Origin of the sequence: Streptomyces asoensis, from assembly GCF_016860545.1 — a bacterium.
Classification (GTDB): domain Bacteria; phylum Actinomycetota; class Actinomycetes; order Streptomycetales; family Streptomycetaceae; genus Streptomyces; species Streptomyces asoensis.
Map to the genome: position 1 here is coordinate 53,472 of NZ_BNEB01000005.1, position 21,967 is coordinate 75,438.

Consider the following 21,967-nt stretch of genomic DNA (forward strand, 5'->3'; position numbering starts at 1 on the left):
CAGTCGGTCTCAGTCGGTGGCGGGGCTGCCGGTCGCCGACGACAGGGTGGACGCCAGGGCGTCCAGGTCGTCGGCCGAGTGCGCCACCACGTAGTTTTCGATGATCATCCAGTCCAGTCGGCTGCCGCCGTAGAACTCGAGGGCCTGCTGCGGGGTCTCGACGATCGGCTGACCGTTGTCGTTGAACGAGGTGTTGAGCACCACCGGGACTCCGGTCAGCCGGTGGAAGTGCTCGATCAGCCCGTGGTAGGCGCCGTTGTCCTCGGCTGTCACGGTCTGCACCCGGGCGGTGCCGTCGACGTGCACGATGGCCGGGACCTCGCCCTGCTTCTCGGGGCGGACCGGGGCGACGATCAGCATGTACGGCGACTCGATGTCGAGGTCGAAGTAGTCGGCCGCGTGTTCGCGCAGCACAGCCGGGGCGAAGGGCCGGAAGGGCTCACGGTGCTTGACCCGGGAGTTGATGATGTCCTTCATCTCGGCGCGCCGGGGGTCGGCCAGGATGCTGCGGTGGCCGAGGGCGCGCGGTCCGAACTCCGCCCCGCCGGTGAACCAGCCCAGCAGCTTGCCCTGCGCGAGCAGTTCCGCCCCGAGCCGGGAGGGCTCGTCGACCTTGCGGTAGGGCAGTCCGCTGGCGTCGAGCGCGGCCCGTACCTGCCCGTCGTCGTAGGTGCGGCCCAGGTAGGCGTGGCGCTGGGCGGTGCGGGCGGGCTTCTCGCGGGGGCGGCCGGCGATGACGTGGTAGCCGTAGTAGGCGTTGCCGACGGCGCACCCTCCGTCGCCCGCGGCGGGCTGCACGAAGACGTTCTCGAAGGGGGTCTCGCGCAGCAGCCGGCCGTTGGCCACGCAGTTCAGCGCGACTCCGCCGGCCAGGCACAGGTCGGTGAGCCCGGTGTCCGCGTGGAGCCGGCGGGCGACGTGCAGGAGGGTCTCCTCCAGCGTGTCCTGGGCCGCGTAGGCGAGATCGGCGGCGCGGGCGAAGCGCTCGTCCCCCGTGTAGCCGTCGAGGGCGTGCTCGATGAAGTCGAGCAGTCCGCCGTTCTTGAGGTGGAGTTCGTAGCGGCCGTCGGGCAGCAGGGTGAGGTACTCGCGGAACTCCTTGCAGTAGCGCGAGGTCCCGTAGGGCGCGAGGCCCATCGTCTTGCCGTCCTCGGACAGGTACCAGTGGCGGCCCTCGTACTCGTTCTCGTACAGGACGAAGCCGATGGCCTTGCTGACCGCTTTGTACATGTAGCCGAGGGAATGGTCGCTGTCGCCGGCCTGGTAGACCCGAAGGGCGCTGAGGCCGTCGGTGGACCAGTTGGTGCCGAGCACCTTGGACACCTCGGTGATGGTGGTGCCCTCGCCGACGGCGGTGGTGAGGGTCTCCACGCCCCGGTCGTCGATCAGGCTGCCCGCTCCGTCGACCACGAGAATGGCGGCCCGTTCGAAGGGAGAGGGGAAGAAGGTGCTGGCGGCGTGCGCCATGTGATGGCGTATCAGGTGGATGCGCTTGCGGAAGGGGAAGTACGCGGGTGCCAGAAGCGTGTCGTCGGCGACGATGACGTCGACGTCCGCGAGGCGCGCCTGCGCCATGTCGAGGCAGTACCGCCACGACTCGTTGAACAGTGAGTTGACTCCGACCGAGTACTTGACCCGACGTACCCGCTCCTCCTCGATACCCGCGGCGATGACGCCGTCGGAGACGAGACAGGCGGCGAAGTCGTGGTTGGACCCACCCAGGCCGAGCGTCAGCATCCCTGTGTTCCCCCTCTTTGAGCTCGCAGGACTTCTTGTGTCACGGTCGCACGGCGTGGATCAGATGATTCAGCGTGTCCTCCCCGCCGGCCATCGGCGGCTTCAGGACGCTGGGTTCCATGCCCATCTCCCGGAGACAGGAGCAGAGTTCGTCGACCCGGCCGTGCACGTCCTGGACGTCGATGACGACGTTGCGCAGCAGGGGGCGCAGTTCCGCGTCGATACCCCGCAGGATCTCCAGTTCGGAACCCACCGCGTCGATCTTCAGCAGATCGACGGGCCGGTCGGTGCCGATGTGACGGGAGAGCCGTTCGACGGTGACGGTGGTCTCGCGTCCCTGGAACATCCGCTCCACGACCCGCGGCGGAAAGCTCTGGCTCAGCAGTTCCCTCAGCTGACCCTGGTCCTGCGGGTACAGCGTCGAACTGCTGGGGAGCAGCGGGTAGTAGCGGAAGGACACACCGGCCGCCTCCTTGCTCCCCAGGGCCGTCTCGTGCACGGCCACGTCGTGGAGTGCGAACTCCGCGACGTTGGCGTGCAGGGCGGCGACGAGTTCGGGCAGCGGCTCGAAGGCCTCGATGCGCGCCTTGGGCCGTCGCTGCTTCACGAAGAGCGTGAAGAGCCCGATGTTCGCCCCCACGTCGATGACGAACGGCTCGTCGGGGAGGGAAATACCGGCGTAGGTTCCGCCTTCGAACATCTCGCGGTACAGAAAGCGCGCGTCCAGCGCACTGACCGCGTGCACGGAGAATCCCTCAGCGACTTCCGTCAGCTTGGGGGGTGTCATGGGGCGGGGCTCCCGGGTGCTCAGCCGAGACGTTCGATGACGTAGTCGGCCAGCCGGTCTTCGGAGGTGAGCGTGTCCTCCGTGAGGTCCTCGTCCTCGAACGTCACTCCGAAGCGCTCCTCGAGGAGAAGCAGGAACTCCAGTGCGTCCAGGGAGGTGAATCCATAGGCCTCGAGGAAGTTGCTGCTGTTCTCGTTCACCGTGCGACCACTGGAGGCGGCAAACTCCTTGGCGATTTGGTGGATCTCCTGGAGTACTTCGTCGCGGTTCACAGACAGCCTTTCATTCGTTCGGACGGGTGACAATCTAGTCGGTGGGTCGGAGACTGTCCATGCTGACTAAGTCTCAAAACTCTTTGTCGTCAGACTGGTTGGCTGCTGCAAGCAGGCGGTCCAACCAGCGATGGTGATGCTGCAACGCCAACTCGTTCCGGCCGAACAGAAAGTGCGTGTTCGCTCCGGAGGACAAAGCTGCCTGTACGTCAAATCCGGTGCGATAGTCCTCTTCCGCCACGCCTCTTTCGACGAGTTCGCTGAACTCCGCCGTGTAGCGTCGGTCTTCCTCCGTGACCGGAGGCACGCGCGTCACAATGGTCTGCACGGTGCTGCTGCGGTCCACATCCGGGCCGGGCATGATCTGGGAGACCACTCCGTGCCCTTCCCAGGCGCCGGCGATCGACATGTTGGGGAAGACGGTGTAGACGGTGCCGCAGTGCGGAGCGGGGTCCCAGTCCTCCACCGGGATGTCCCGCAGCGTCCGGAGCGACTTGACCGGGTAGAGGATCCGCTGGTGCGGTCCGAAGGAGTCGACCACCATCAGGTTGGAGGTGGACGTCGGAGCGAACGTGGTGCGGTGCAGCGCCTGGATGTGGTAGCTCTCCAGATAGCCGTCGAAGGCGACCTTCCAGCCGGGGCCGGGCAGTTCGCGCTGCTCGTAGATGTGCCACTTGTCGAGTTCGAGCCGCTCCAGCTCGTGCGCGTAGTCCCCGAGCCAGGCGTCCAGGTCGATCGTGGTGCCCGGAGTGAGACACACCCAGACGAAGCCGAGGCTCTCCACCACGGGAAGGGGGCGCAGTCCCAGTCCGTCGGTGTCGACGTCCCCGAAGGTGCCGGGCTTGTGCACGGCGACGAGGCCGCCCTGGTCGTCGTACACCCAGGCGTGGTACGGACAGCGGAAGCGGTGCCTGGTGCCGGTTCCGACCGGGCACAGCTGGGCGCCGCGGTGGCGGCAGACGTTGAGGAACGCCCGGACGACGCCGTCCTGTCCACGGGTGAGCAGGATCGGGGTACCCAGGGCGTCCAGGGCCTTGTAGGAGCCGGCGCCCGGGAGTTCGACCGAGAGCGCGAGCGCGAGCGGGACCCGTTTGAAGACGACGTCGATCTCCCGCCGCCACCGCTCGGGGTCGAGGTATTCCGTGACGGGGACCCGCAGCACGTCCTCGGCCTGGTCCGTCGTGCCGGCCTCCAGGTGTGCCAGGGCCCGCTGCGCGAGGGCCACCGCCTGGGCATGGTCGATCACGGCTCCCACCTCCCGTTCTTCTCCGGTGCGTGCAGTGCGAAAAAGTCCTCGTACAGGAGCACCTGGCTGTCGAGCATGTGGCGGCCGTGCACGACGGGGCGTCCGCTGCGCCGGGCGGCGTCGAGCAGGGCGGTCTCGGCCGGCTTCATGATGATGTCGGCGACCAGGCAGGTGCGGGGCAGGCGTCCGAGGTCGAAGGGGAGCGGGTCACCGGGGCTCATGCCGAGCGGGGTCGCGTTCACCGCGATGTCGACGCCGTCGCCGTCGAAGTAGCCCTCGGCGGCGGCCGTGACGCGCCCCGGCCAGCGTGCGTCCAGCCGGGCCCGTACGTCCGCCCTGCGGTCGGGGTCGGGGTCGTACAGGCGCAACCGGGCGACGCCGGCGTCGAGCAGGGCCGCGGCGACGGCCCGTCCGGCACCGCCGGCTCCCGCGAGGGCCACGGTCGCGCCCGTGGGGTCCTGGCCGTGCCGGCGCAGCCCGTGCACGAAGCCTGCGCCGTCGAAGTTCTCGGCGAGCCAGGTCCCGTCGGGGTTCCTGCGCAGGGCGTTGGCGCTGCCGGCCACTTCGGCGGCCGGACCCAGCAGGTCGGCGTACCGGCACACCTCGATCTTGTGGGGCACGGTGACGAGGATGCCGTCGAGGTTGCGCATGCGGCGCAGCCCGCGCATCACGTCCGCGAGGCCGTCGGGGCCGACGTGCACGGGTACGAGCACGGCGTCCCGTGCGGTGCGGGCGAACAGGTCGTTCAGCAGGCCGGGGGCGCGCACCTGGGCCACCGGGTCCCCCAGCACCACGTAGAGGCGGGTCGTGCCCGAGATGGTGCTCGTGCCGGGCGGGGCGTCGGGCATGGCGCTCCTCAGTCCGATGCGGGGGCGGCGCCCGTGGGCAGGTCCGCCAGGACCGAGGTCGCCAGGCGCTCGTCGACCCCGGGCACCAGCTCGACCCCGCGGGGGCCGTCCAGGACGAACGTCAGCCCGGCGTCGGTGTCCTGTCCCTTCTTGTCGCGCCTCATCAGCTCCACCAGGGTCGCCGCGGGCACGCCGGACGGCAGCCAGGTGGGCAGTCCGAAGCTCTCCACGATCTCCCGGTGCTCCGCCACCCGGTTCCGGTCGATGCGCCCCAGCCGGCCCGCGAGCAGCCCGGCGAACACGGTGCCGACCGCGACCGCCTCCCCGTGCCGCCAGGCGTAGTCGGTGGCGCGCTCGATGGCGTGCCCGAGGGTGTGGCCGTAGTTGAGGATGTGGCGTGGCCCCCGGTCGCGCTCGTCGCGGGCGACGACCGACGCCTTCAGCGTCACGCTCGCCACGATCTGGTCGGTCAGGTCGAGCCCGCGCAGATCACCGGCGCCGATGAACGCGCAGCGGGCTATCTCACCGTATCCGCTCAGCAGTTCGCGTCGGGGCAGGGTGTCCAGGAAGTCCGTGTCGCACAGCACCGCACTCGGCTGCCAGTAGGCGCCGACCAGGTTCTTGCCCTCGGGCAGGTTGACCGCGGTCTTGCCGCCGACGCTCGCGTCGACCTGGGCGAGCAGCGTGGTCGGCAGGTGCACGACCTTGATGCCCCGGTGGTAGAGGGCGGCGGCCAGGCCGACGGTGTCGGTCGTCGTGCCGCCGCCGCAGGCGACCACGGCGTCGGCGCGGGTCAGCCCCGCCTCGACGAAGGCGCGGCAGTACGTCTCCACCGACGCGAGTGTCTTGTGCTGTTCGCCGTCGGTCACCGGAACGACCGTGAACGGCACGCCGGGGTCGGGGAGTTCCCGCTGCGGCAGGGCGCTCACCAAGGCGACGCGGCCGACGCCCAGTTCTCTCAGGACGGCCGGCAACAGCAGCCGCGCGCCGGATCCGACATGGACGGCGTAGTCGTGGTCTTTCAGTGTGACGTCGATACGGCGTATTGCGCTCATGCCTTCAGTGCCCCCGTGGCTGTCCGGCCCTCACCGACGCCATGCTAACCAACGGTGCCGATCAAGGTCCACCCCCGACGGGAGAACCGCCGGTCACGACATGTTCAAAGTGTTTCATTGTCATGGAGGTCCAACTGGGCCCTATGGCTACCTGCTTGACGAACAGTTAGGGTTGACCTGTCGAGCGACCTGGCCGTTAATCGCAAGCAGACGCAAAACGGGGACTTTCATGCGCCTTAAGGAAAAGTTTCGTGCCGCACTCACCGCCTCGGCGGCCGAAGGCGGTCGACTCCCCTTCCTGATGAACGACATGGTCATCGAGGAACAACTCTGCCAAATGCGGTGTTCCTACTGCCTCACCGAGGAGTACAACCTCCTCATGAACGTGCCGGACGCACGGCTGCGGCTCACCACCGATCGCCGTCAGGACTGGCACGAGATACTGGACATGTACCACGAGCACGTGGACGCGCCCATTCTGCGGCTCTCCGGTGGTGAGTTCTTCTGGCTGAAGGGGTCCACCGAGTTCGTCCAGGAGGCCAGCCGCCGCTACGAGACCGTTCAGGTCATCACCAACGGTGTGTTCCTCAACGAACGCCGCATCGAGGCCCTCGCCGCGATGGGCAACGTCCAGCTCAACATCTCCCTGGACGGCCACACGCTGGAGCTGAACCGGCACCGTCTGCCCCCGAAGCAGGCGAAGCTGCACGACGTGATCATGCGCAGTCTCCACGCGGCGGCCGAGGCCGGACTGCGCATCGACATCCAGTCGGTGCTCACCGACGCCAACTACGCGGGCCAGCTGGAGTTCGCCCGGTATCTGCGCGACGAGGTCGCCGGCAGCACCACGCTGTACTTCTTCCCCGTACGCGGCGACACCGCCGAGCGGATGGGGCCGCCGCCGGGCGACCACCTGGTGCCGCTGGTGGAGCACTACGACGAGTTCGCGGACGTCCTGCCGCCGCGCGCCTACGTCGAGCACATGGCCGAGCAGCTCAAGACGAACGTGCGCACCCTGGGCTGCTTCGTCACGGCGACCATGGCCCAGCTCTTCGGCCAGGGCGATGTCTCCGCGTGCCCGCACGCCTGGGTCAAGCCGATGGGCAACCTCGCGCAGGACCGCACGCTGCTGCTGGACCAGTACGGCTCGCACCAGCACTACGACCTGTTCATGCACGACCGGCCGCGGTTCAGCTTCTGCAAGACCTGCGCCACGCCGTCCGACGTCATCAACCTGTTCTTCCTCGACCGGATCGCGGAAGAGGAGATCGGCTCGACGCACCTGTACTCGGGAGAGCGCTCACGCGCCCGGCTGCGGGAGCTGAAGGAGACGTTCCGGCCGGTGATATCCGACGCCCCCGCAACCGGAGAAGGCGTCGCTCAGAGCGTCAGCTCCTGATCGCGGACGGCGTCGGCGTACAGCGCCACGATGAGTTCCTGCACCTCCAGGGCCTGGGCCGGAGCCACCGTACGGCCCTGGGCCCGCCCCGCCACCGTGTCGAGGAATCCGCGGATCGCCGCCAGCTCGGGCCGGCGGTCCTCGGCGGTGACCGTGCCTGCGGCGCTGCGCACCTCGCCGCGCCGCAGGTCCAGGACGGTGCTCTCGCCGTTCTCGGCGGTGGCCTCCAGGGTGAGTCCCATGACCCGGCTGCGGCGGTCGATGCGCAGCGTCCCGTGACCTGCCGGGAACTCCAGATCGGCCACGACGCGCTCCTCCACCCCTGCCGCATCGACCCGGCAGGCGACCGGGCGGGGCCGCCCGAAGGCGGTGATCAGCAGGTCCAGGGCGTGGGCGCCGAGGTCGACCAGTGCCCCGCCGCCGGCCCGGGCCGCGTCGCCGTACCAGTTCGTCACCGGCCGCCACAGCCGCTGGCCGGCCGTGGTGAAGGTCAGGGTGATCTCGCACGGGCCCTCGGGCAGCGCCTTGAGGAAGGCCGGCACCAGCTCGTGGAAACGGTAGGGCAGGTTGACCGCGAGCCGGTCGGCGCCGGCCGCACGGGCCAGCCGGCGCGCCTCGGCCACATCGGCGGCCAGCGGCTTCTCGCACAGGACGTGCGCCCCGGCCTCCAGTGCCGCGAGCACCGGCTCGGTGTGGGCGTCGTTGGGGGTGCACACCGCCACCACGTCGGGCCTGCCGACCTCGAGGAACTCCTCCAGGCTGGTGGTGACCAGGACGCCTTCCGCCGCCGCGCCGAGGACGGAGCGGGCGCTGTCGGCGTCGGTGTCGCAAGCGGCGACGAGGGTGTAGTCCTCGTGGTTGGTGACGACGGGCAGGTGGTAGCGCTGGAAGACGCGACCGCACCCGACCACTCCGTAGCGCAGGGTCATCGGCCCGCTCCCGCCGCGACGAGGGCCTCGGCGCCGCAGATGCGCTCCACCCGCTCGCCGAACGCCTCGAAGGACTCGCCGAGGTGCTCGGCGTCGTAGTCGGCCACGAGGTCCCGCAGGTCGGCGGTGAGCCGGGTGGCGAGGTCGGGCGGGTCGGTCTCGGCGAGGACGAGTCCGTAGTTCATGAAGGCGAGGAAAAGCTCCGGCAGCCCGTTGCGCCAGGCCCGCAGGCGGCTGAGGAAGGCGCGCGGATTGTGTTCCGTGCCCCGTAGCCGGCGGGCGCCCAGGGCGATCTTCTGGGCGATGAACGGCAGGACGTTCTCCTTGCGGTCGCTGATCTCCTCGCCGACCTCGCTCCACGCGCTCCACAGCGCCTCGACCCGGGGGTCCGGCACCCGGTAGTCGCGGCGGGCGGTGCGCAGGATCTCGTAGGCGTCGCCCTCCAGGCCCTCGATGTCGGCCAGCGGCAGCGGGTCCTCGATCTTGTCGTACATCTCGGTGCCGCGCAGTGCGATGGCCCGGTTGATCAGGAAGAACGGATTGTCCGCCTCGTGGATGCGGGCGGCCACGATGAACTCGAGGTTCTCCCAGAGTTCGTCGATGGTGGTCTTCGGCTCGATCATGATCCAGCCCGGGTCGAGGCCGAGGCCCTTGCGCTTGAACATGCGGGCCGCGTCCAGGTTGTAGGCGACCGTGGTGCCCTTCTTGAACCGCCGCAGCATGCCGGGAGACCCGGACTCGATGCCCAGCAGCGCGGACGACAGGCCCGCCCTGTGCAGCAGGTCGAGAGCCTCGTGGTCGATCAGCCCGGAGTCGACCCGGAACTCGCAGTGGAACTGGAACTTCAGACCGCGGCTGAGGACGGTCTCGGCGAACTCGACGGCGTGCGCGAAGCCGTCGCCGAACGCCCCTCCGAAGTTGTCGTCGTTGAACCAGATGAAACGGGTCCCGAACTCCCTTTGCAGGTACTCGATCTCGTCGACGACATCGCCCGGCGGCCGCATCCGCCAGAAGCCGTCCACCACTCCGGGCTGGCGGGGCGCGTAGCAGAAGGTGCACTTGGCGTGGCATCCCCGGCTGGTGAACGTGGAGGCCACGGGCGTCGCGATGCCGGCGGCCCGGTGGTACTCCAGCACGTCACGGGCGGGCCAGACGAGGTTGCCGAGGTCCGGCAGCACGGGCATGCCACTGCTGCGCACCCGGTCGCCGTCGCGGTAGAACAGCCCGGGTGTCTCCCGCCAGTCGGTCCCGGCGGTCAGCCGGTCCATGATCCCGACGACGGTCAGCTCGCCCTCGCCGAACGTGACGCAGTCGGCCTCCGGTACCTGCTCGGCGATGAGTTTCGCGTTGTAGGTGCAGAAGGCGCCGCCGATGGCGATGAAGACGTCGGGGTCGGCGGTCCGCGCGCACCGGATGAGCCGGATGGCGTCGATGATGTGCAGGTCGTACATGATGCTGATGCCGACGAAGCGGGGGCGCTCACGGCGGATGAGCTCGATGATGGCCTCGTCGCTGGGCGTACGGCCGTGCAGGTTCAGCGAGGTGACGGAGTGTCCGGCGTTGCGCAGATATCCGGTGATGCAGGCCAGTCCGAGGTTTTCCCGGACCTTCTCGTAGAAGATTCTCAGTGCCGGATCGAGTCGGACGTACTCCTCGTCGGTGACGGTCACGTTCTGGTTGTTCAGGCTGAGCGCCCCCGTGGCTATCTCACGCGGGGTCAACAGCACGACGTCCGACATCTGACCCTAACCCTTCCCCGTGGTCCTTAAACGAACTCGATGTAAAACAAATGTAGTTATTTCCACGCCTGAAGCATCGCGGACGTGTCGTGCCGTTCGAGTGTCACTCGGGTGGTTCCCGTCACCGACACCGACGCGGGATGCGTCGTGTCAACCACCGTATCTGCCATACGCACTTCGTGACGGGAATCCATCTCTTCGGGCCAACTCAGAACAGCCGGCGGCAACGCGGGATCCGACACCTGGAGTCCACGCAGCGGAACGCGCAAGCCGACGCCGATCGCTTTCAGGACGGACTCCTTGCGCGTCCAGTAACGCAGAAAGGCAGCCGGCCGTTCGTCCTCGGGACGGGCGCGCAGCGCGGTCAGTTCCGCGTCGGCGAGGACGCGAGGGGCGACCTTCTCCACATCGGTGCCGCCGCCGTCCTCGACGTCGAGCCCGACGTCCGCGCCACGGGTGACCGCGAGCCCGATCACGTCCCCGCTGTGCGAGACGGAGAAGCGCACGTCCGCGTGGACGCTTGCGGCCGGTACGCCGAGCGTGACCTTGCCGTGCGGCCCGCCGCAGCGCGCGCACACGCGCCGCAGGGGGACGTCCTCGGGCCGCATCTCCAGCAGTTCCCCGAGCACCACCCTGCTGACCGCACAGCCCGCGAGGAACCGGCGTCTGTTGCCGGGGTCGGCCGTGGCCTCGTAGCGGCCGCGTTCCACGGGATCGAGCAGACCCACGAGGTCCGGGCGGGCGTCGGCCAGACGGGCCCACCACAGCTGCACCGGGCGTGGAGGCGGGAGAGCCGCTGTCACGCTCCGGCCTTCAGCCGCACTTCCCCGACCAGCCGGAACCCCATGTGGGGCACTTTGAGGATCTGGGCGCCCGAGCCGACCTCCCGGAACCGGGCGCGCAGCGACTCGATGACGTCCCGCGGGTCCTCACCGGTCAACCGCAGGAGGTCGGGCCGCGGGACGATGACGGCCCGGCGGTCGGCGAGCGCCCGCAGCGCCGTGGCCTCGGCGTCCGAGAGGCGTACGGAGGCCGACGGGGTGGTGAGCTCGCCGGTCTCGTCCAGGTCGAGGATCTGGGCGGACGCGGGGGCGGCGACGTCGCGCAGGTAGGTCAGGAAGGACACGAGGCGTTCGACGCCGAGCGGCGCGGCCATCACGAACCCGGCGCCCGAACGGACCGCCGCCAGCGTGCCCTTGGCGGTCGGCGCCGACTGGACGAGGACCGCGTAGGCGCCTTCCCGGGTGATCTCGGACAGTCCGGGCGGAGCCGTGCCGTCCGCCTCTGCGGCCACGAAGGCGACGAGGAGGTCGTCGGCGACGTGCGCGCCCAGGTCCCGCCACTCGTGCGCCGCAGGCTCCTTCAGCGGCAGTCCGGTGCGCTCACAGGCCTCTCGCAGACTGGTGGCTTCCGGCGCAGCAAGTCCCTGGGTGAGTACGTACATGCTGTTCGAGCCTCTCGTCGCGTGCGGATCGCAGGGTGGATCACTGATCTGTCGCGTGCTCCAACTGACTTCTTCCTTCCCATAGTTCCATGATCGACCCGTGGTCTACACTCCTGCGCATGCCAGAGCGCCCCTCCCCCGCCCCCTCGGTCCGGCGCACGACGCACACACTGCTGGCGGACGACCGGCCGATCCGGCTGCCGCACGCCGAGTTCGACGGTGCCGGGGTCCGCTTCCTCGGCGATCCCGTCGATCCAGCCCTTTTCCCCTCGTCGGCCACGGAGTTGTGGCACGCGTGCGACGGCACCCGGCCCTACCGCTCCTGGCTCTCCCCGGAGCGGGAGTTGATCGCCGGCTGGCACGCGGCCGGGCTGGTGGTCGCCGCTCCACGGCCCCGCTCACGACCGTCGAGCGCGCTGACCCTGCTCTCTCCCCACCCGGACGACGCGCAGCTCGCCCTGGGCGCCTTGCTCGCCCGGTTCGGCGGCCGGGTGGTGGACGTGTTCTCGCACGAGACGTGGACGCGCCGCGCTCACTACCGGAGCCGCCCCGCGCTCGCCTCACGGCTGCTGTTGGCGGAGGAGCGGGTGGCGTGCGGGGTGCTGGGGGCCGGGCTGACCGTGCTCGGGCACACGGACGCCGCCGACCGCGCCGCATGGCAGGAGGGCTACTTCCTCGGGCCGCAGTCCGTCGATACGGCCCGCGCGGCGGAGCCGGAGCTGTTCGAGCGCGTCGCGTCCGACCTGGCCGCCGAGGTGGCAGGGGGTGGCCCGGTGCTGGTGCCGCTGGCCGTGGGCGGGCACGTCGACCACATCCTCACGCGGCAGGCCGCGCTGCACCTGATCGCCCGCAAGACGCTGGAGCCCGAACGGGTCGCCTTCTACGAGGACATGCCGTACTCCCTGTTCGCCGACGCCACGGCGGAAGCCGGCCGGCTGGCGATCGGCCGCGAGCAGGTCTCACCGGTCCCCCTGCTGATTCCGGCGTCGGAGGCGGCGGTACGCACCAAGCAGGAGGCACTGTGGCCCTACCGGCTCCAGGTGCTGGAGGCGGTCTCGAAGCGGATCGTCCGGCACGGCCGGCAGCTCGGCGCGCCGGGGTGGGCGGAGCGCCTGTGGGTGCTGCCGGAATCCGCCGACGCCTACGGTGAGTTGGCGGCCACGGCGGCGGAGGAAGCCGCCCAGGCCGGGTGAGGGCGGGCGCCGCATGCGACTGCACACCCGGGAGTGGGGCACCGGCGATCGCGTCGCCGTCCTCGTCCACGGCCTCATGGCCGACCACCGCACCTGGCACGAGCTGGTCCCGGTCCTCACCGGCAAGGGCTATCGGGTCCTCGCCGTGGATCTGCGAGGTCACGGCGCCAGCGGCCGGGGCGCGTACGCGCCGCGACTCTTCGCACAGGATCTGCTGGACACGCTGCCCCACGGCCCCGAACTGGCGCTGGGCCATTCGCTCGGCGCCCTGGCCCTGACTCTCGCCGTCCCGGAACTTCGGCCGGGGCGTGCCGTCTACTCGGAGCCCGCCTGGCGCCTCGGCGGCCCGGACGGCACCCTCGACCCGGCGGTCTTCACCCTCTTCAAGCGCGCCCCCCGGCTGCTGATCAAGAGCCTGCGCCCGCACTGGGGAGAGCGTCAGGTGGCGGCCGAGCTGGCGGCGCTGGACGCCTGGGACGAGACGTCCGCCTCGGCCCTCTCCGCGTACCGCGCCGCCGACCACACCCCAGAAGAGCCGCTCGTCCCCTCACTCGTCCAGGCCGCCGAGCCGAGCACGCTGGTGAGCGGGGACATGTGCGCGGAGCTGGCACGGCGCGGGTTCGAGGTGCGGACCGTGCCCGACGCCACGCACGCGATCCACCGCGACAGCTTCGACGCGTTCCTCGGCTCGCTGTCGGGGTGGCTGTGAACGGCGTGGGTCAGTGCACCGCGCGCAGCATGCGCGTCACGTTGATCCTCGTGGGCGAGAGTCCCGCCTCGACGCTCTGCATCATCCGCTCGCCGTTCAGGCGGCCGTACGCGAGCAGGTCGATGTTGGCGAGGCTGAATTCCGGCCAGGTGTGGATGCTCAGGTGCGAGGCGGAGAGCAGGAGGATCGCGGTGACGGCGCCGTTGGGGAAGATGTGCGAGGACTCGCCGAGAACCGTGGCGTTCCCCTTCTCCGCGGCCGTGCGCAGGACCTCGAGGAGGCGCTGCTCATCGGTCAGGATGCTGTGGTCGCTCACCCACACGTCGACGGCGTACGAGCACAGATCGTCGACGTTGATGTCCTCGGTGGCGGGACTGCTGGAGTCTGTCATGGGGAACCGGAGGCCGCTCAACGCTCGCCTCCGTCTCCTTTCGGATAGGAATGTGCTGGTCTGACGGCCGAGGACGACAATCGGCTCGACCGATTCACCGACGGCCCGGCGCCGCGCAGCGTACCATCCGGCGCTCCCTAAGGCGCGCGGACCTCCTGCGTCAAGGGTGTCGCGGGAGGTCGGTTCGGATTGGCCGGAAAACCATGGACGGCGATGAGCGACGAAGGAGCGGGGTTCTTGGAGCGGCAGGACGTATCGGGCAAGGAGTTCCTGGCACTTGACTGTATTTCGGCGACCTTCGGCGTCACGGCGGCCTGGCTCGGTCACGATCCGAGCGTTATGGGAGAGCACTGGGGATACCACCGCAGGCTCGACGCCGTGGAATCCGAATGGCCCGTCGAACGGATCGGTATCCACCGCCGGACGCCCGAGGAGATCCTGAGCGAGTGGTACGGCCTCACCACCGACCACGTTCGTCACCCCGACTCCCGACGCGCCGAGGAATACATCCGGGACCAACTGTCGGTCGGGAATCCGGTGATCGCCTGGGTGGACACCTTCCACGTCCCCCACAGCTCGTTCCACGGCCAGCAGCACCATTCGCACCGGGTGGTGATCCGTCCCGTGGGCGGGGACGGGAAAGGGGGCGGCGACGGGAAAGACGGTGCGTTGAGGATCGTCGACCGCTACCAGGGGTCGCTCTTCGACGGCTTCATGGACAGCGCCGCACTGCGCACCGCGATGTCCTCCGACGCGCTGGGGGAAGCCCGTAGGGGCGACCCCGACTGGCGGAACCTCACGGCGGTCGTGAAACCCGGCCCGCTCGCCCCCGGTGACCCCCAGGAGGCAGCGCGGAAGGAGACAGAGGAGACACACGAGGAGGGGCGACGGGATCGCTTCCTCACCGCCCTCGCGGGAACCGCGGACTTCGCCGCCGGCACGGACCTGGCCACCGCGTGTGCCGACGAACTGCGCGCCGACCCGGAGGCCTTCGCCTCGCTCAGCCCCGTGGGAACGATCGAGGTCAGCGCCTGGTTCGGCGAACTGGCCAGTCAACGCGCCCTGAACGCGCGCTTTCTGCGGGCCGCCGCCGAGACGTGCGCCCTCCCACCCCTGCTCGACCGGGCCGCCGACGCGGAAGCCCTCTCCCGGCGCTGGGAGATGACCCGCAACTATTTCTTCCTGCGCTTCCGCAAGGGCCCCGAGGCGGTCCGGCGTATCGCCGATCTCATCACCGAGACGGTGACCCTGGAAAGCGAGTGGAATGCGAAAGTGCGGGATGACGTGCCGACCCGATGACCGGCTTCAGCTGTGGCCGCGATCGGCAACCCGCTTGTCAGCCACCACGCACGGTCGGCGCCGCGCTCTGGAGAAAGCGGAGGTAACGGCTCGCCAATCGTCTGCTAGCGGGGCCGGTCTCGATACGGGCGAGCGAGATGGGCCGTAGTTGCGCGTGCGGGAATCCGGGTTGGTAGCGCAGCAGGTCGGCACCGGCCGGCCGGCGGGCGAGCAGGCTCCGCAGCCGCGCCCCGAGTTCCGTCGGGGAGGCGGCACGTCGTGCCGCCTCCCGGGTGGCCGCGCCCAGGTCCGCCAGGACGGAGTCGTCGAGCAACCCGTCGTCGCCGGACAGGAGAGCGGTGACGGTGCAGTCGAGCCGGTCGAACATCCGCAGGATCTCGCGCTGGGCCGGCTCCTCGTCCTGGCCGGGAGCGCCGTCGGCCCGGTACACGTCGAGATCGAAACTGACGTAGCCGACCGCCCCCGCTCCCGGGACGGTCGACAGGGCGGTCGCCACGAACAGGAAGAGCCCACCGGGGTCCTTGAGCCCGCTCACGAAGAACGTGTCCACGTCGGTCAGTTCCGGGCGGGCGTGGCGTACGTCGACGGCGTGCGTGGTGAGCGGCAGAGCGAGGCGGTCCGCTTCGTCGCCGATCGACCTGAGGACCCGCTCGTCGGTGTCCGCGACGTGCACGTGCCGTACGCCGTCCGCAAGGCCGATCGCCACGCCGAACATCTCGTCGTCGCCGAGTTGCAGCACCGTCCGGCCGTGGAGGTCGTCGTAGTAGTCCATGACCGCGAGCCGTCGCCGCAGCGAGGCGAACGTGTCGAAGCTCTGGTGCAGTTCCGGGTCCGGTGCGTAGGTACGCCGGGCGAGGACCTCGGACAGGACGTCCCAGTCGGCGAGCCCGTCGGCGAGCGTCAGGTCGACCAGCCCCGGGGCCCCGTCGTCGTCGCGGGTGGACGGAGTCCCGGCGAGGCGCCGCACCGTGCCGGCGGGGTCGATCGGCGCCGTCCCGGCCCGGTGCAGCCGTGACAGCACCCACAGTCCGGAGTTGACCGTCATCGGGCCACGGACGATGTCGTCGAGCCGTCCGCCGCCCCGCGCACGCCGGACGACCTGGGCCACCGCGCGCACCGTGGCCCGCGGGTCGCACACCTCGCCCGGTTCGCCCGGTCCCGCATTCCGCAGGACTCCGGACCAGGCAACGTAGTGCTCGGCACTCACCTCCCGCCCCCGGTCGCCGCCTGCCGAGCGGCGACATAGGCGACGATTTTCTCCAGGGTGGAGAATCGGTCGACGACGAGATCCTCATCGGGAATGGAGATCGAGAACCGCTCCTCCAGCCGGTTCAGGAATTCCAGCAGCTGCAAGGACCCTAAGGTGAGGGAAAGTAAATGCGCGTCGGGCGCGATCCGTTGTGGATCGAATGTCCCGTCGACCGATTTCAGCAGGATGGATACGTCGTCGAGTAATTCTCTCTCCTGATGACTTGTCACGCCGGAATACCTGCTCGGGGAGATGATCGGCCAAACTGGCCGAGCATGAACAGATTGTTTCAGGAATCGGCTCCCCTCCTTGATCGCGTACGGACTACCCTGGCCGGTACGGGGGCGCAGTCGTCGCCCACAGGCCCCACAGCATCGAGGAGCAGCCCGTGAACGACCTCTCCTACAGCGACTTCGAGTCCGCGCTCCGCCAGTCCCTCCCGTTCCTCGACGAGGAGACACCCGTGGACGCCGACGCGAGCCTCACGGAACTGGGCCTGGACTCGCTGACGTTGCTGGGCCTGGTGGCGGAGCTGGAGGACAGGTTCTCGGTGGAACTCCCCGACGAGATGCTGGTGATGGAGACCTTCGAGACACCGTCGACCCTGTGGAACAGCCTGTCGAAGCTGCCTCGCGTCTCCTGAACAGGTCCCCGCGATCTGCTGCCCACCGGGGCTGGGTGGCCAGGGTGGGCAGACAGTGGACTGGAGGACCCATGGCGTGTGTCCCTCGGGCTCCCACAAATCGCTTGGCGAGCAGAACGATCACGCTGGCAGGATGCCGCCATGGGGAACACACGAGCTTGGCCCGTGCTGCGGACCACGGATCTCACCGAGGCGTTGGCACTCGCGGAAAGACTGCTGTCGGTGGCGTCCTGGTACGACCCCGACGGTTGCTACCTCGACGCCTGGGCGCACGACGACGATCAGGTGCGCCACCTGACCGAGACCGCACCGGACGCGAGCGTCACGTGGTACGAGGAATCCGGCAGCAGGACCGCCAGTGTGAGCCGGCCCGCCACGACCCTTGAACAGGCGAGAGAGGCTCTCGGAACCTGGGCGGGCATCACCAGGTGCTACATCCTGTGGCACAACCTGAAGTGGCCGGCCGTCCCGGAGCTCGGGCTGAACGAGGAATACAAGTACGCCGAGTTGCAGGTCGCGAGCAACACCCACACGATCCACTGCGAGGAGTGGGCCCCCGAGCACACCGTCTTCGTCCACGCCCGCCCCGGCCACGACGCACGCGCCACATGGCTGGCGGCACAGGTCGGCACCGAGGTGGTCGGCCCACCCGAGTTCGGCTGGTAGCCGACGGGCGCAGTTACGCCGGAATGAAGCCGGGCCACCAAGGTGGGTGGTTGCCATGTTCGTCGAGCGACGTCAGTTCGTCCCGCAGCGGCAGGCCAGGGTGCGGCACAGCGGCCGCAGGCACCTCGTACCGAATACCTGCCGCACGAGCCTTGACAGGGTCTTGTGCGGCGACGAAAAATCACCGCTGCAATCATATGAATGAAACGATTCAGCTCCCTGGGGGCACTCTCTCCCCTGGCGCCCGGTTTCACGTACGCCCGCCGCTCTCACCGCACACCGCACCGCACCGCACACCGACAGCAGGAGCCCGCATGTCGTCTGTATCGCGCCGGTCCGTCCTGCGCTCGGCCATCGCCGTGGCGCTCGCGCCCACCCTCGGTTCGGCGCTTCTGCCGGGGCTCGCTCCGGTGGCGGCGGCCGCCGTCTCCTGGACCGCGAAGTGGATCTGGGCTCCGTCGAGTTCGGCGAACCAGTGGGTGGCCTTCCGCAGATCGTTCACGCTGGGCTCCGCGCCGTCGAAGGCGGTGACGCAGATCGCGGCGGACTCGAAGTACTGGCTGTGGGTGAACGGGACGATGGTGGTCTTCGAGGGCGGGCTCAAGCGCGGCCCGAACCGCACGGACACCTACTACGACGAGATCGACCTCGCCCCGTACCTGAAGAGCGGCGGCAACACGGTCGCGCTGCTGGTCTGGTACTTCGGCAAGCAGGGCTTCTCGCACAACAGCAGCGGCAAGGGCGGTCTGCTGTTCCAGTCGGACATCCAGGCGGGCCCGACCACCCGGCTGGTGAGCGACGCGAGTTGGAAGCACACCGTCCACCCGGGCTACGCCAACAACACCGGCGGCACGCAGGTCAACTTCCGCCTGCCGGAGTCGAACGTCTACTACGACGCCCGCAACTCCACCGCGATGACGGGCTGGGAGTCCCCCGGTTACGACGACAGCGGCTGGAGCGCGCCGACCGACCTCGGTGCCGCGGGCGCCGCGCCCTGGAACGGCCTGGTGCAGCGGCCGATCCCGCAGTTCCGCCACTCGGGGTTGAAGGCGTATGTCAACGCGGCCTCGCTGCCGTCCACGGGCCAGGGTGCCACCGCGGTGTCGGCCGTCCTGCCGTCCAACATCCAGGTCACGCCGTACCTGAAGGTGGATGCCCCGGCCGGCGCGGTGATCGGGGTCCAGACCGATCACTACGACGACGGCGCCGGGCTGACCGGGATCGAGCCCGGCACGCAGTACAACGTGCGGGCCACCTACGTCTGCAAGGGCGGCGTGCAGGAGTTCGAGGCACTGGCGTGGATGAGCGGCACCGCCGTGCGCTACACGATCCCCGCGGGTGTGGGCATCCTCGACCTGAAGTACCGGGAGTCCGGCTACGACACCGACTTCGCCGGCTCGTTCACGAGCAGTGACGCCTTCCTGGACACCCTGTGGGGCAAGGCCGCCCGCACCATGTACGTCAACATGCGGGACAACTACATGGACTGTCCCACCCGCGAGCGCTCCCAGTGGTGGGGCGACGTCGTCAACCAGCTCAAGGAGGGCTTCTACACCTTCGACACCCGCTCCCACGCCCTCGGCGCGAAGGCCATCTCCCAGCTGGCCTCCTGGCAGAAGCCCGGCGGCGCGCTGTACTCGCCGGTCCCGTCGACGATCTGGACGGCCGAGCTGCCGGTCCAGATGCTCGCCTCGGTGTGGTCCTTCGGCACCTACCACCTCTACACCGGCAACACCGACGCCGTCACCGGCGCCTATCCGGCGGTGACGGCCTACCTCGACCTGTGGAGCCTGGACGCCGACGGACTCGTCGGCCACCGGGCCGGGGACTGGGACTGGGAGGACTGGGGCAGCAACATCGACGCCCGCCTCCTGGACAACTGCTGGTACCACCTGGCTCTCGGCACGGCCATCACCCTCGCCGGTCTCAGCGGCAACAGCGGCGACGTCCCCGCCTGGCAGGCCAAGCGCGACAGCATCAGGTCCAACTTCGACCGGGTGCTGTGGAGTTCCTCCGGGAACGCATACCGCTCCCCCGGCTACGACGGCGACACCGACGACCGCGGCAATGCCCTCGCCGTCGTCGCCGGACTGGCCCCCGCCACCCGCGAGCGGGCGATCACCGAGGTGCTCCGCACCCACCTCAACGCCAGCCCGTACATGGAGTTCTACGTCCTGGAGGCGCTGTACCTGATGGGCGCGGCCACCGTCGCCGAGGAGCGCATGCGCAACCGCTTCGCCGCCCAGGTCGCCGACCGCGCCTGCCACACCCTGTGGGAGGTGTGGGAGAAGGCCGCGGGCACCGACAACCACGCCTGGAACGGCGGTCCCCTGTACGCGCTGTCCGCGTACGCCGCGGGCATCCGTCCCACCGAGCCGGGCTGGGCGACGTACGACGTCGTCCCGCAGACCGGCACCCTCACGAAGATCGACACCGTGGTGCCCACCGTCAAGGGGGACGTCCGCTTCGGCATCACGCGGGGCGGCGACCAGGTCACCCTGACCCTCACCTCCCCGATCGGAACCACCGCACGCGTGGGTGTCCCGACGTATCGCGGCGCCTCACCGGTCATCAAGGCAGGCGGCACCACCGTCTACAGCGGCGGCTCCTCCACCGGCGGCGTCAGCGGCCTGACGTACGCGGGCAAGGACTCCTCGTACGTCTACTTCACCCTGCAACCGGGCGGCTGGACGTTCTCGGTCACGGGCGCCGGCCGTCTGGACGACCTGGCGCTGGGCCGGCCCGTCTCCAGCAACAACAGCCTGGAGAACGGCGACTGGGGCAGGAGCCGGCTCACCGACGGCAGGCTCACCGGCGTGGGCGGCGCCAAGGGCTACACGAGCAACGAATTCTCCTCCCCCGACGTCGGCGCGAACCCCGTCTGGGTGGAGATCGACCTCGGCGCGGACACCGACCTCGACGCCGTACGGCTCTTCCCGCGCACCGACACCCCGGCGACCGGCGGCGGCACGGCGGGCTTCCCCGTCGACTTCACGATCCAGACCCGCCCCGACGGATCCAGCGCCTACACCACCGCCCGCACCGTCACCGCCGAGCCCGACCCGGGCGGGCTCGTGCAGACGTACGGCTTCCGGACCACGACCGCCCGCCACGTACGTCTGCAAGTCACCAGGCTCGGCGCACCCGCGACCGACGAGTCCACCAAGTACCGCCTCCAGCTCGCGGAGCTGACCGTCCCCACCGCAGCGACCACCGTCACCGCCGGCTGCACGCTGGAGAACGGCGACTGGGGCAAGACACGGGTCCTGGACGGCGTCACCACCGGCGTGCCCGGCGCCAAGGGCTTCACCAGCATCGACTTCTCCTCCGCCGACGTCAGCGCCACACCCGTGTGGATCGAGATCGACCTCGGGGCCGACCGGCCGATCGGCTCCGTCACCCTCCATCCCCGCACGGACACCGAAGGAGCCGGTGGCGGCACGGCGGGCTTCCCCGTCGACTTCACGATCCAGACCCGCCCCGACGGATCCAGCGCCTGCACCACCGCCCGCACCGTGACAGCCGAACCCGACCCCGGCGGAGCCGCTCGGACCTACACTCTCGCCTCCGCCACCGGCCGCTACCTGCGCCTGAAGGCGACAAAACTCGGCAGACCCGCCTCGGACGAGACCTCCAAATACCGCCTTCAGCTCGCCGAGATCCGTATCAAGTAGCGTGATCGCCTGCCGTGAGGAAGGTCCATGCGGCAGGCCGGCCCGTGCACGGGATTCCGGTGGTGAACGAGGGGACCGTGATGAGCGAGCCGACGAAGCCCAGGGTCGAGGTTCCGGAGGGTGCCGCGCCCACCGAGCTGACGATCCGTGACCTCGTGATCGGGGACGGTCCCGAAGCGCTGCCGGGCAGGGTGGTCCGGGTCCACTATGTGGGGGTCACCTTCGCGTCGGGGAGGGAGTTCGACTCCTCCTGGGAGCAGGACAGGCCGTTCAAGTTCGCCGTGGGCGGCGGCAGGGCCATCAAGGGCTGGGACCGGGGGGTGAGGGGGATGAAGGTCGGCGGCCGACGGGAGATCATCGTTCCTCCGCGTCTCGGTTACGGCAATCAGTCACCGTCGTCCCTGATCCCCGCGGGCTCCACGCTGATCTTCGTCGTGGACCTGCTGTCGGTCGTGGGCGGGCCCGCCGGAGCCGGCAGGAGCGCGACCGGCTCCGCCTGAGCCCGGGGCTTGCGAGGAGCCGGGCGCGGACCGTCGCCGTCCGCTCCGTCGGACCGCCCGGCGCGCCGTCCCGGACCGCGCACGGGGCACCGTCCCGGACCGTGCCCGGGGCGCCGTCCCGGGCCGTGCCCGGGGCGCCGTCCCGGGCCGTGCCCGGGGCGGCATCAGCGAGTGGCGAACTCACCTG

21 protein-coding genes are annotated in these 21,967 nt (G+C 69.8%); 8 read left to right on the top strand and 13 right to left on the bottom strand.

From position 1 onward, the window contains the following. Nucleotides 1-9: 9 nt before the first annotated feature. The 6 genes from Saso_RS23555 to Saso_RS23580 all read right to left on the bottom strand — a co-directional run bounded on the left by Saso_RS23555 (nucleotide 10) and on the right by Saso_RS23580 (nucleotide 5,945). Complete coding sequence (locus Saso_RS23555) at nucleotides 10-1,737, bottom strand: carbamoyltransferase family protein (protein WP_189921955.1); 1,728 nt, start codon at nucleotides 1,735-1,737, stop codon at nucleotides 10-12. Nucleotides 1,738-1,777: 40 nt separating this feature from the next. Next, nucleotides 1,778-2,524 (bottom strand): FkbM family methyltransferase, encoded by a 747-nt coding sequence (locus Saso_RS23560; RefSeq protein WP_189921953.1) that lies wholly within the window; start codon nucleotides 2,522-2,524, stop codon nucleotides 1,778-1,780. Between the two features lie 20 nt (nucleotides 2,525-2,544). Beyond that, complete coding sequence (locus Saso_RS23565) at nucleotides 2,545-2,796, bottom strand: phosphopantetheine-binding protein (protein ID WP_189921951.1); 252 nt, start codon at nucleotides 2,794-2,796, stop codon at nucleotides 2,545-2,547. A 73-nt stretch (nucleotides 2,797-2,869) separates the two neighbouring features. After that, nucleotides 2,870-4,042, bottom strand: coding sequence for an aromatic ring-hydroxylating oxygenase subunit alpha (locus tag Saso_RS23570; protein ID WP_189921950.1), 1,173 nt, complete (start codon nucleotides 4,040-4,042; stop codon nucleotides 2,870-2,872). Continuing rightward, nucleotides 4,039-4,890 (bottom strand): shikimate dehydrogenase family protein, encoded by an 852-nt coding sequence (locus Saso_RS23575; protein ID WP_189921948.1) that lies wholly within the window; start codon nucleotides 4,888-4,890, stop codon nucleotides 4,039-4,041. The genes Saso_RS23570 and Saso_RS23575 overlap by 4 nt, the downstream gene beginning before the upstream one ends. An 8-nt stretch (nucleotides 4,891-4,898) precedes the next feature. After that, the gene (locus Saso_RS23580) at nucleotides 4,899-5,945 is read right to left on the bottom strand and encodes a 3-dehydroquinate synthase family protein (RefSeq protein ID WP_189921946.1); all 1,047 of its coding nucleotides are present in this window, start codon (nucleotides 5,943-5,945) and stop codon (nucleotides 4,899-4,901) included. Nucleotides 5,946-6,246: 301 nt separating this feature from the next. Here Saso_RS23580 and Saso_RS23585 point away from each other — a divergent pair, with 301 nt between their 5' ends. Beyond that, nucleotides 6,247-7,344 (top strand): radical SAM protein, encoded by a 1,098-nt coding sequence (locus Saso_RS23585; RefSeq protein WP_230426624.1) that lies wholly within the window; start codon nucleotides 6,247-6,249, stop codon nucleotides 7,342-7,344. Here Saso_RS23585 and Saso_RS23590 read toward each other — a convergent pair. Genes Saso_RS23590 through Saso_RS23605 form a run of 4 tightly spaced genes read right to left on the bottom strand, consistent with a single transcriptional unit; the run spans nucleotide 7,326 to nucleotide 11,456 of the window. Beyond that, nucleotides 7,326-8,273, bottom strand: coding sequence for a Gfo/Idh/MocA family protein (locus Saso_RS23590; protein WP_189921944.1), 948 nt, complete (start codon nucleotides 8,271-8,273; stop codon nucleotides 7,326-7,328). The two genes, Saso_RS23585 and Saso_RS23590, sit on opposite strands and share 19 nt — an antisense overlap. Continuing rightward, nucleotides 8,270-10,012: a B12-binding domain-containing radical SAM protein gene (locus Saso_RS23595; RefSeq protein WP_189921942.1), complete on the bottom strand. Its 1,743-nt coding sequence runs from the start codon at nucleotides 10,010-10,012 to the stop codon at nucleotides 8,270-8,272. The genes Saso_RS23590 and Saso_RS23595 overlap by 4 nt, the downstream gene beginning before the upstream one ends. Nucleotides 10,013-10,068: 56 nt before the next feature. Continuing rightward, nucleotides 10,069-10,785: a 4'-phosphopantetheinyl transferase family protein gene (locus tag Saso_RS23600; RefSeq protein WP_229901271.1), complete on the bottom strand. Its 717-nt coding sequence runs from the start codon at nucleotides 10,783-10,785 to the stop codon at nucleotides 10,069-10,071. A 26-nt stretch (nucleotides 10,786-10,811) separates the two neighbouring features. Next, nucleotides 10,812-11,456: a hypothetical protein gene (locus tag Saso_RS23605; RefSeq protein WP_189921938.1), complete on the bottom strand. Its 645-nt coding sequence runs from the start codon at nucleotides 11,454-11,456 to the stop codon at nucleotides 10,812-10,814. A 119-nt stretch (nucleotides 11,457-11,575) separates the two neighbouring features. On the opposite strand from Saso_RS23605, the gene Saso_RS23610 reads away from it, so the two are divergent. Then, the gene (locus Saso_RS23610) at nucleotides 11,576-12,649 is read left to right on the top strand and encodes a PIG-L family deacetylase (RefSeq protein ID WP_189921936.1); all 1,074 of its coding nucleotides are present in this window, start codon (nucleotides 11,576-11,578) and stop codon (nucleotides 12,647-12,649) included. Between the two features lie 13 nt (nucleotides 12,650-12,662). Continuing rightward, on the top strand, nucleotides 12,663-13,358 hold the full coding sequence (locus Saso_RS23615) for an alpha/beta fold hydrolase (RefSeq protein ID WP_189921934.1): 696 nt from the start codon (nucleotides 12,663-12,665) through the stop codon (nucleotides 13,356-13,358). A 10-nt stretch (nucleotides 13,359-13,368) separates the two neighbouring features. Here the strand turns inward: Saso_RS23615 and Saso_RS23620 are convergent, their stop codons facing one another. Next, the gene (locus Saso_RS23620; RefSeq protein WP_189921932.1) at nucleotides 13,369-13,749 is read right to left on the bottom strand and encodes an S-adenosylmethionine decarboxylase family protein; all 381 of its coding nucleotides are present in this window, start codon (nucleotides 13,747-13,749) and stop codon (nucleotides 13,369-13,371) included. Between the two features lie 213 nt (nucleotides 13,750-13,962). Between Saso_RS23620 and Saso_RS23625 the strand changes: the two genes are divergently transcribed. Beyond that, the gene (locus tag Saso_RS23625) at nucleotides 13,963-15,048 is read left to right on the top strand and encodes a cysteine peptidase family C39 domain-containing protein (protein ID WP_189921930.1); all 1,086 of its coding nucleotides are present in this window, start codon (nucleotides 13,963-13,965) and stop codon (nucleotides 15,046-15,048) included. 37 nt (nucleotides 15,049-15,085) lie between these two features. On the opposite strand, the gene Saso_RS23630 is transcribed toward Saso_RS23625, so the two are convergent. Further along, nucleotides 15,086-16,255 (bottom strand): bis-aminopropyl spermidine synthase family protein, encoded by a 1,170-nt coding sequence (locus Saso_RS23630; protein ID WP_189921928.1) that lies wholly within the window; start codon nucleotides 16,253-16,255, stop codon nucleotides 15,086-15,088. Continuing rightward, nucleotides 16,252-16,527 carry an acyl carrier protein gene (locus Saso_RS23635; RefSeq protein ID WP_189921926.1) on the bottom strand — a complete coding sequence of 92 codons (276 nt, stop codon included), beginning with the start codon at nucleotides 16,525-16,527 and terminating at the stop codon, nucleotides 16,252-16,254. The genes Saso_RS23630 and Saso_RS23635 overlap by 4 nt, the downstream gene beginning before the upstream one ends. Before the next feature lie 158 nt (nucleotides 16,528-16,685). Here Saso_RS23635 and Saso_RS23640 point away from each other — a divergent pair, with 158 nt between their 5' ends. From Saso_RS23640 to Saso_RS23655, 4 genes are all read left to right on the top strand, one after another. Continuing rightward, nucleotides 16,686-16,940 (top strand): acyl carrier protein, encoded by a 255-nt coding sequence (locus Saso_RS23640; protein ID WP_189921924.1) that lies wholly within the window; start codon nucleotides 16,686-16,688, stop codon nucleotides 16,938-16,940. 141 nt (nucleotides 16,941-17,081) lie between these two features. Then, entirely contained in the window at nucleotides 17,082-17,606 is a 525-nt protein-coding gene (locus Saso_RS23645; RefSeq protein WP_189921922.1) for a hypothetical protein, read from the top strand. A gap of 314 nt (nucleotides 17,607-17,920) precedes the next feature. After that, nucleotides 17,921-21,280: an alpha-L-rhamnosidase-related protein gene (locus tag Saso_RS23650; RefSeq protein WP_189921921.1), complete on the top strand. Its 3,360-nt coding sequence runs from the start codon at nucleotides 17,921-17,923 to the stop codon at nucleotides 21,278-21,280. A gap of 80 nt (nucleotides 21,281-21,360) precedes the next feature. Beyond that, a complete protein-coding gene (locus tag Saso_RS23655; protein WP_189921920.1) occupies nucleotides 21,361-21,780 on the top strand; it encodes an FKBP-type peptidyl-prolyl cis-trans isomerase in 420 nt (139 codons plus the stop codon). The last annotated feature ends 187 nt before the right edge of the window (nucleotides 21,781-21,967 follow it).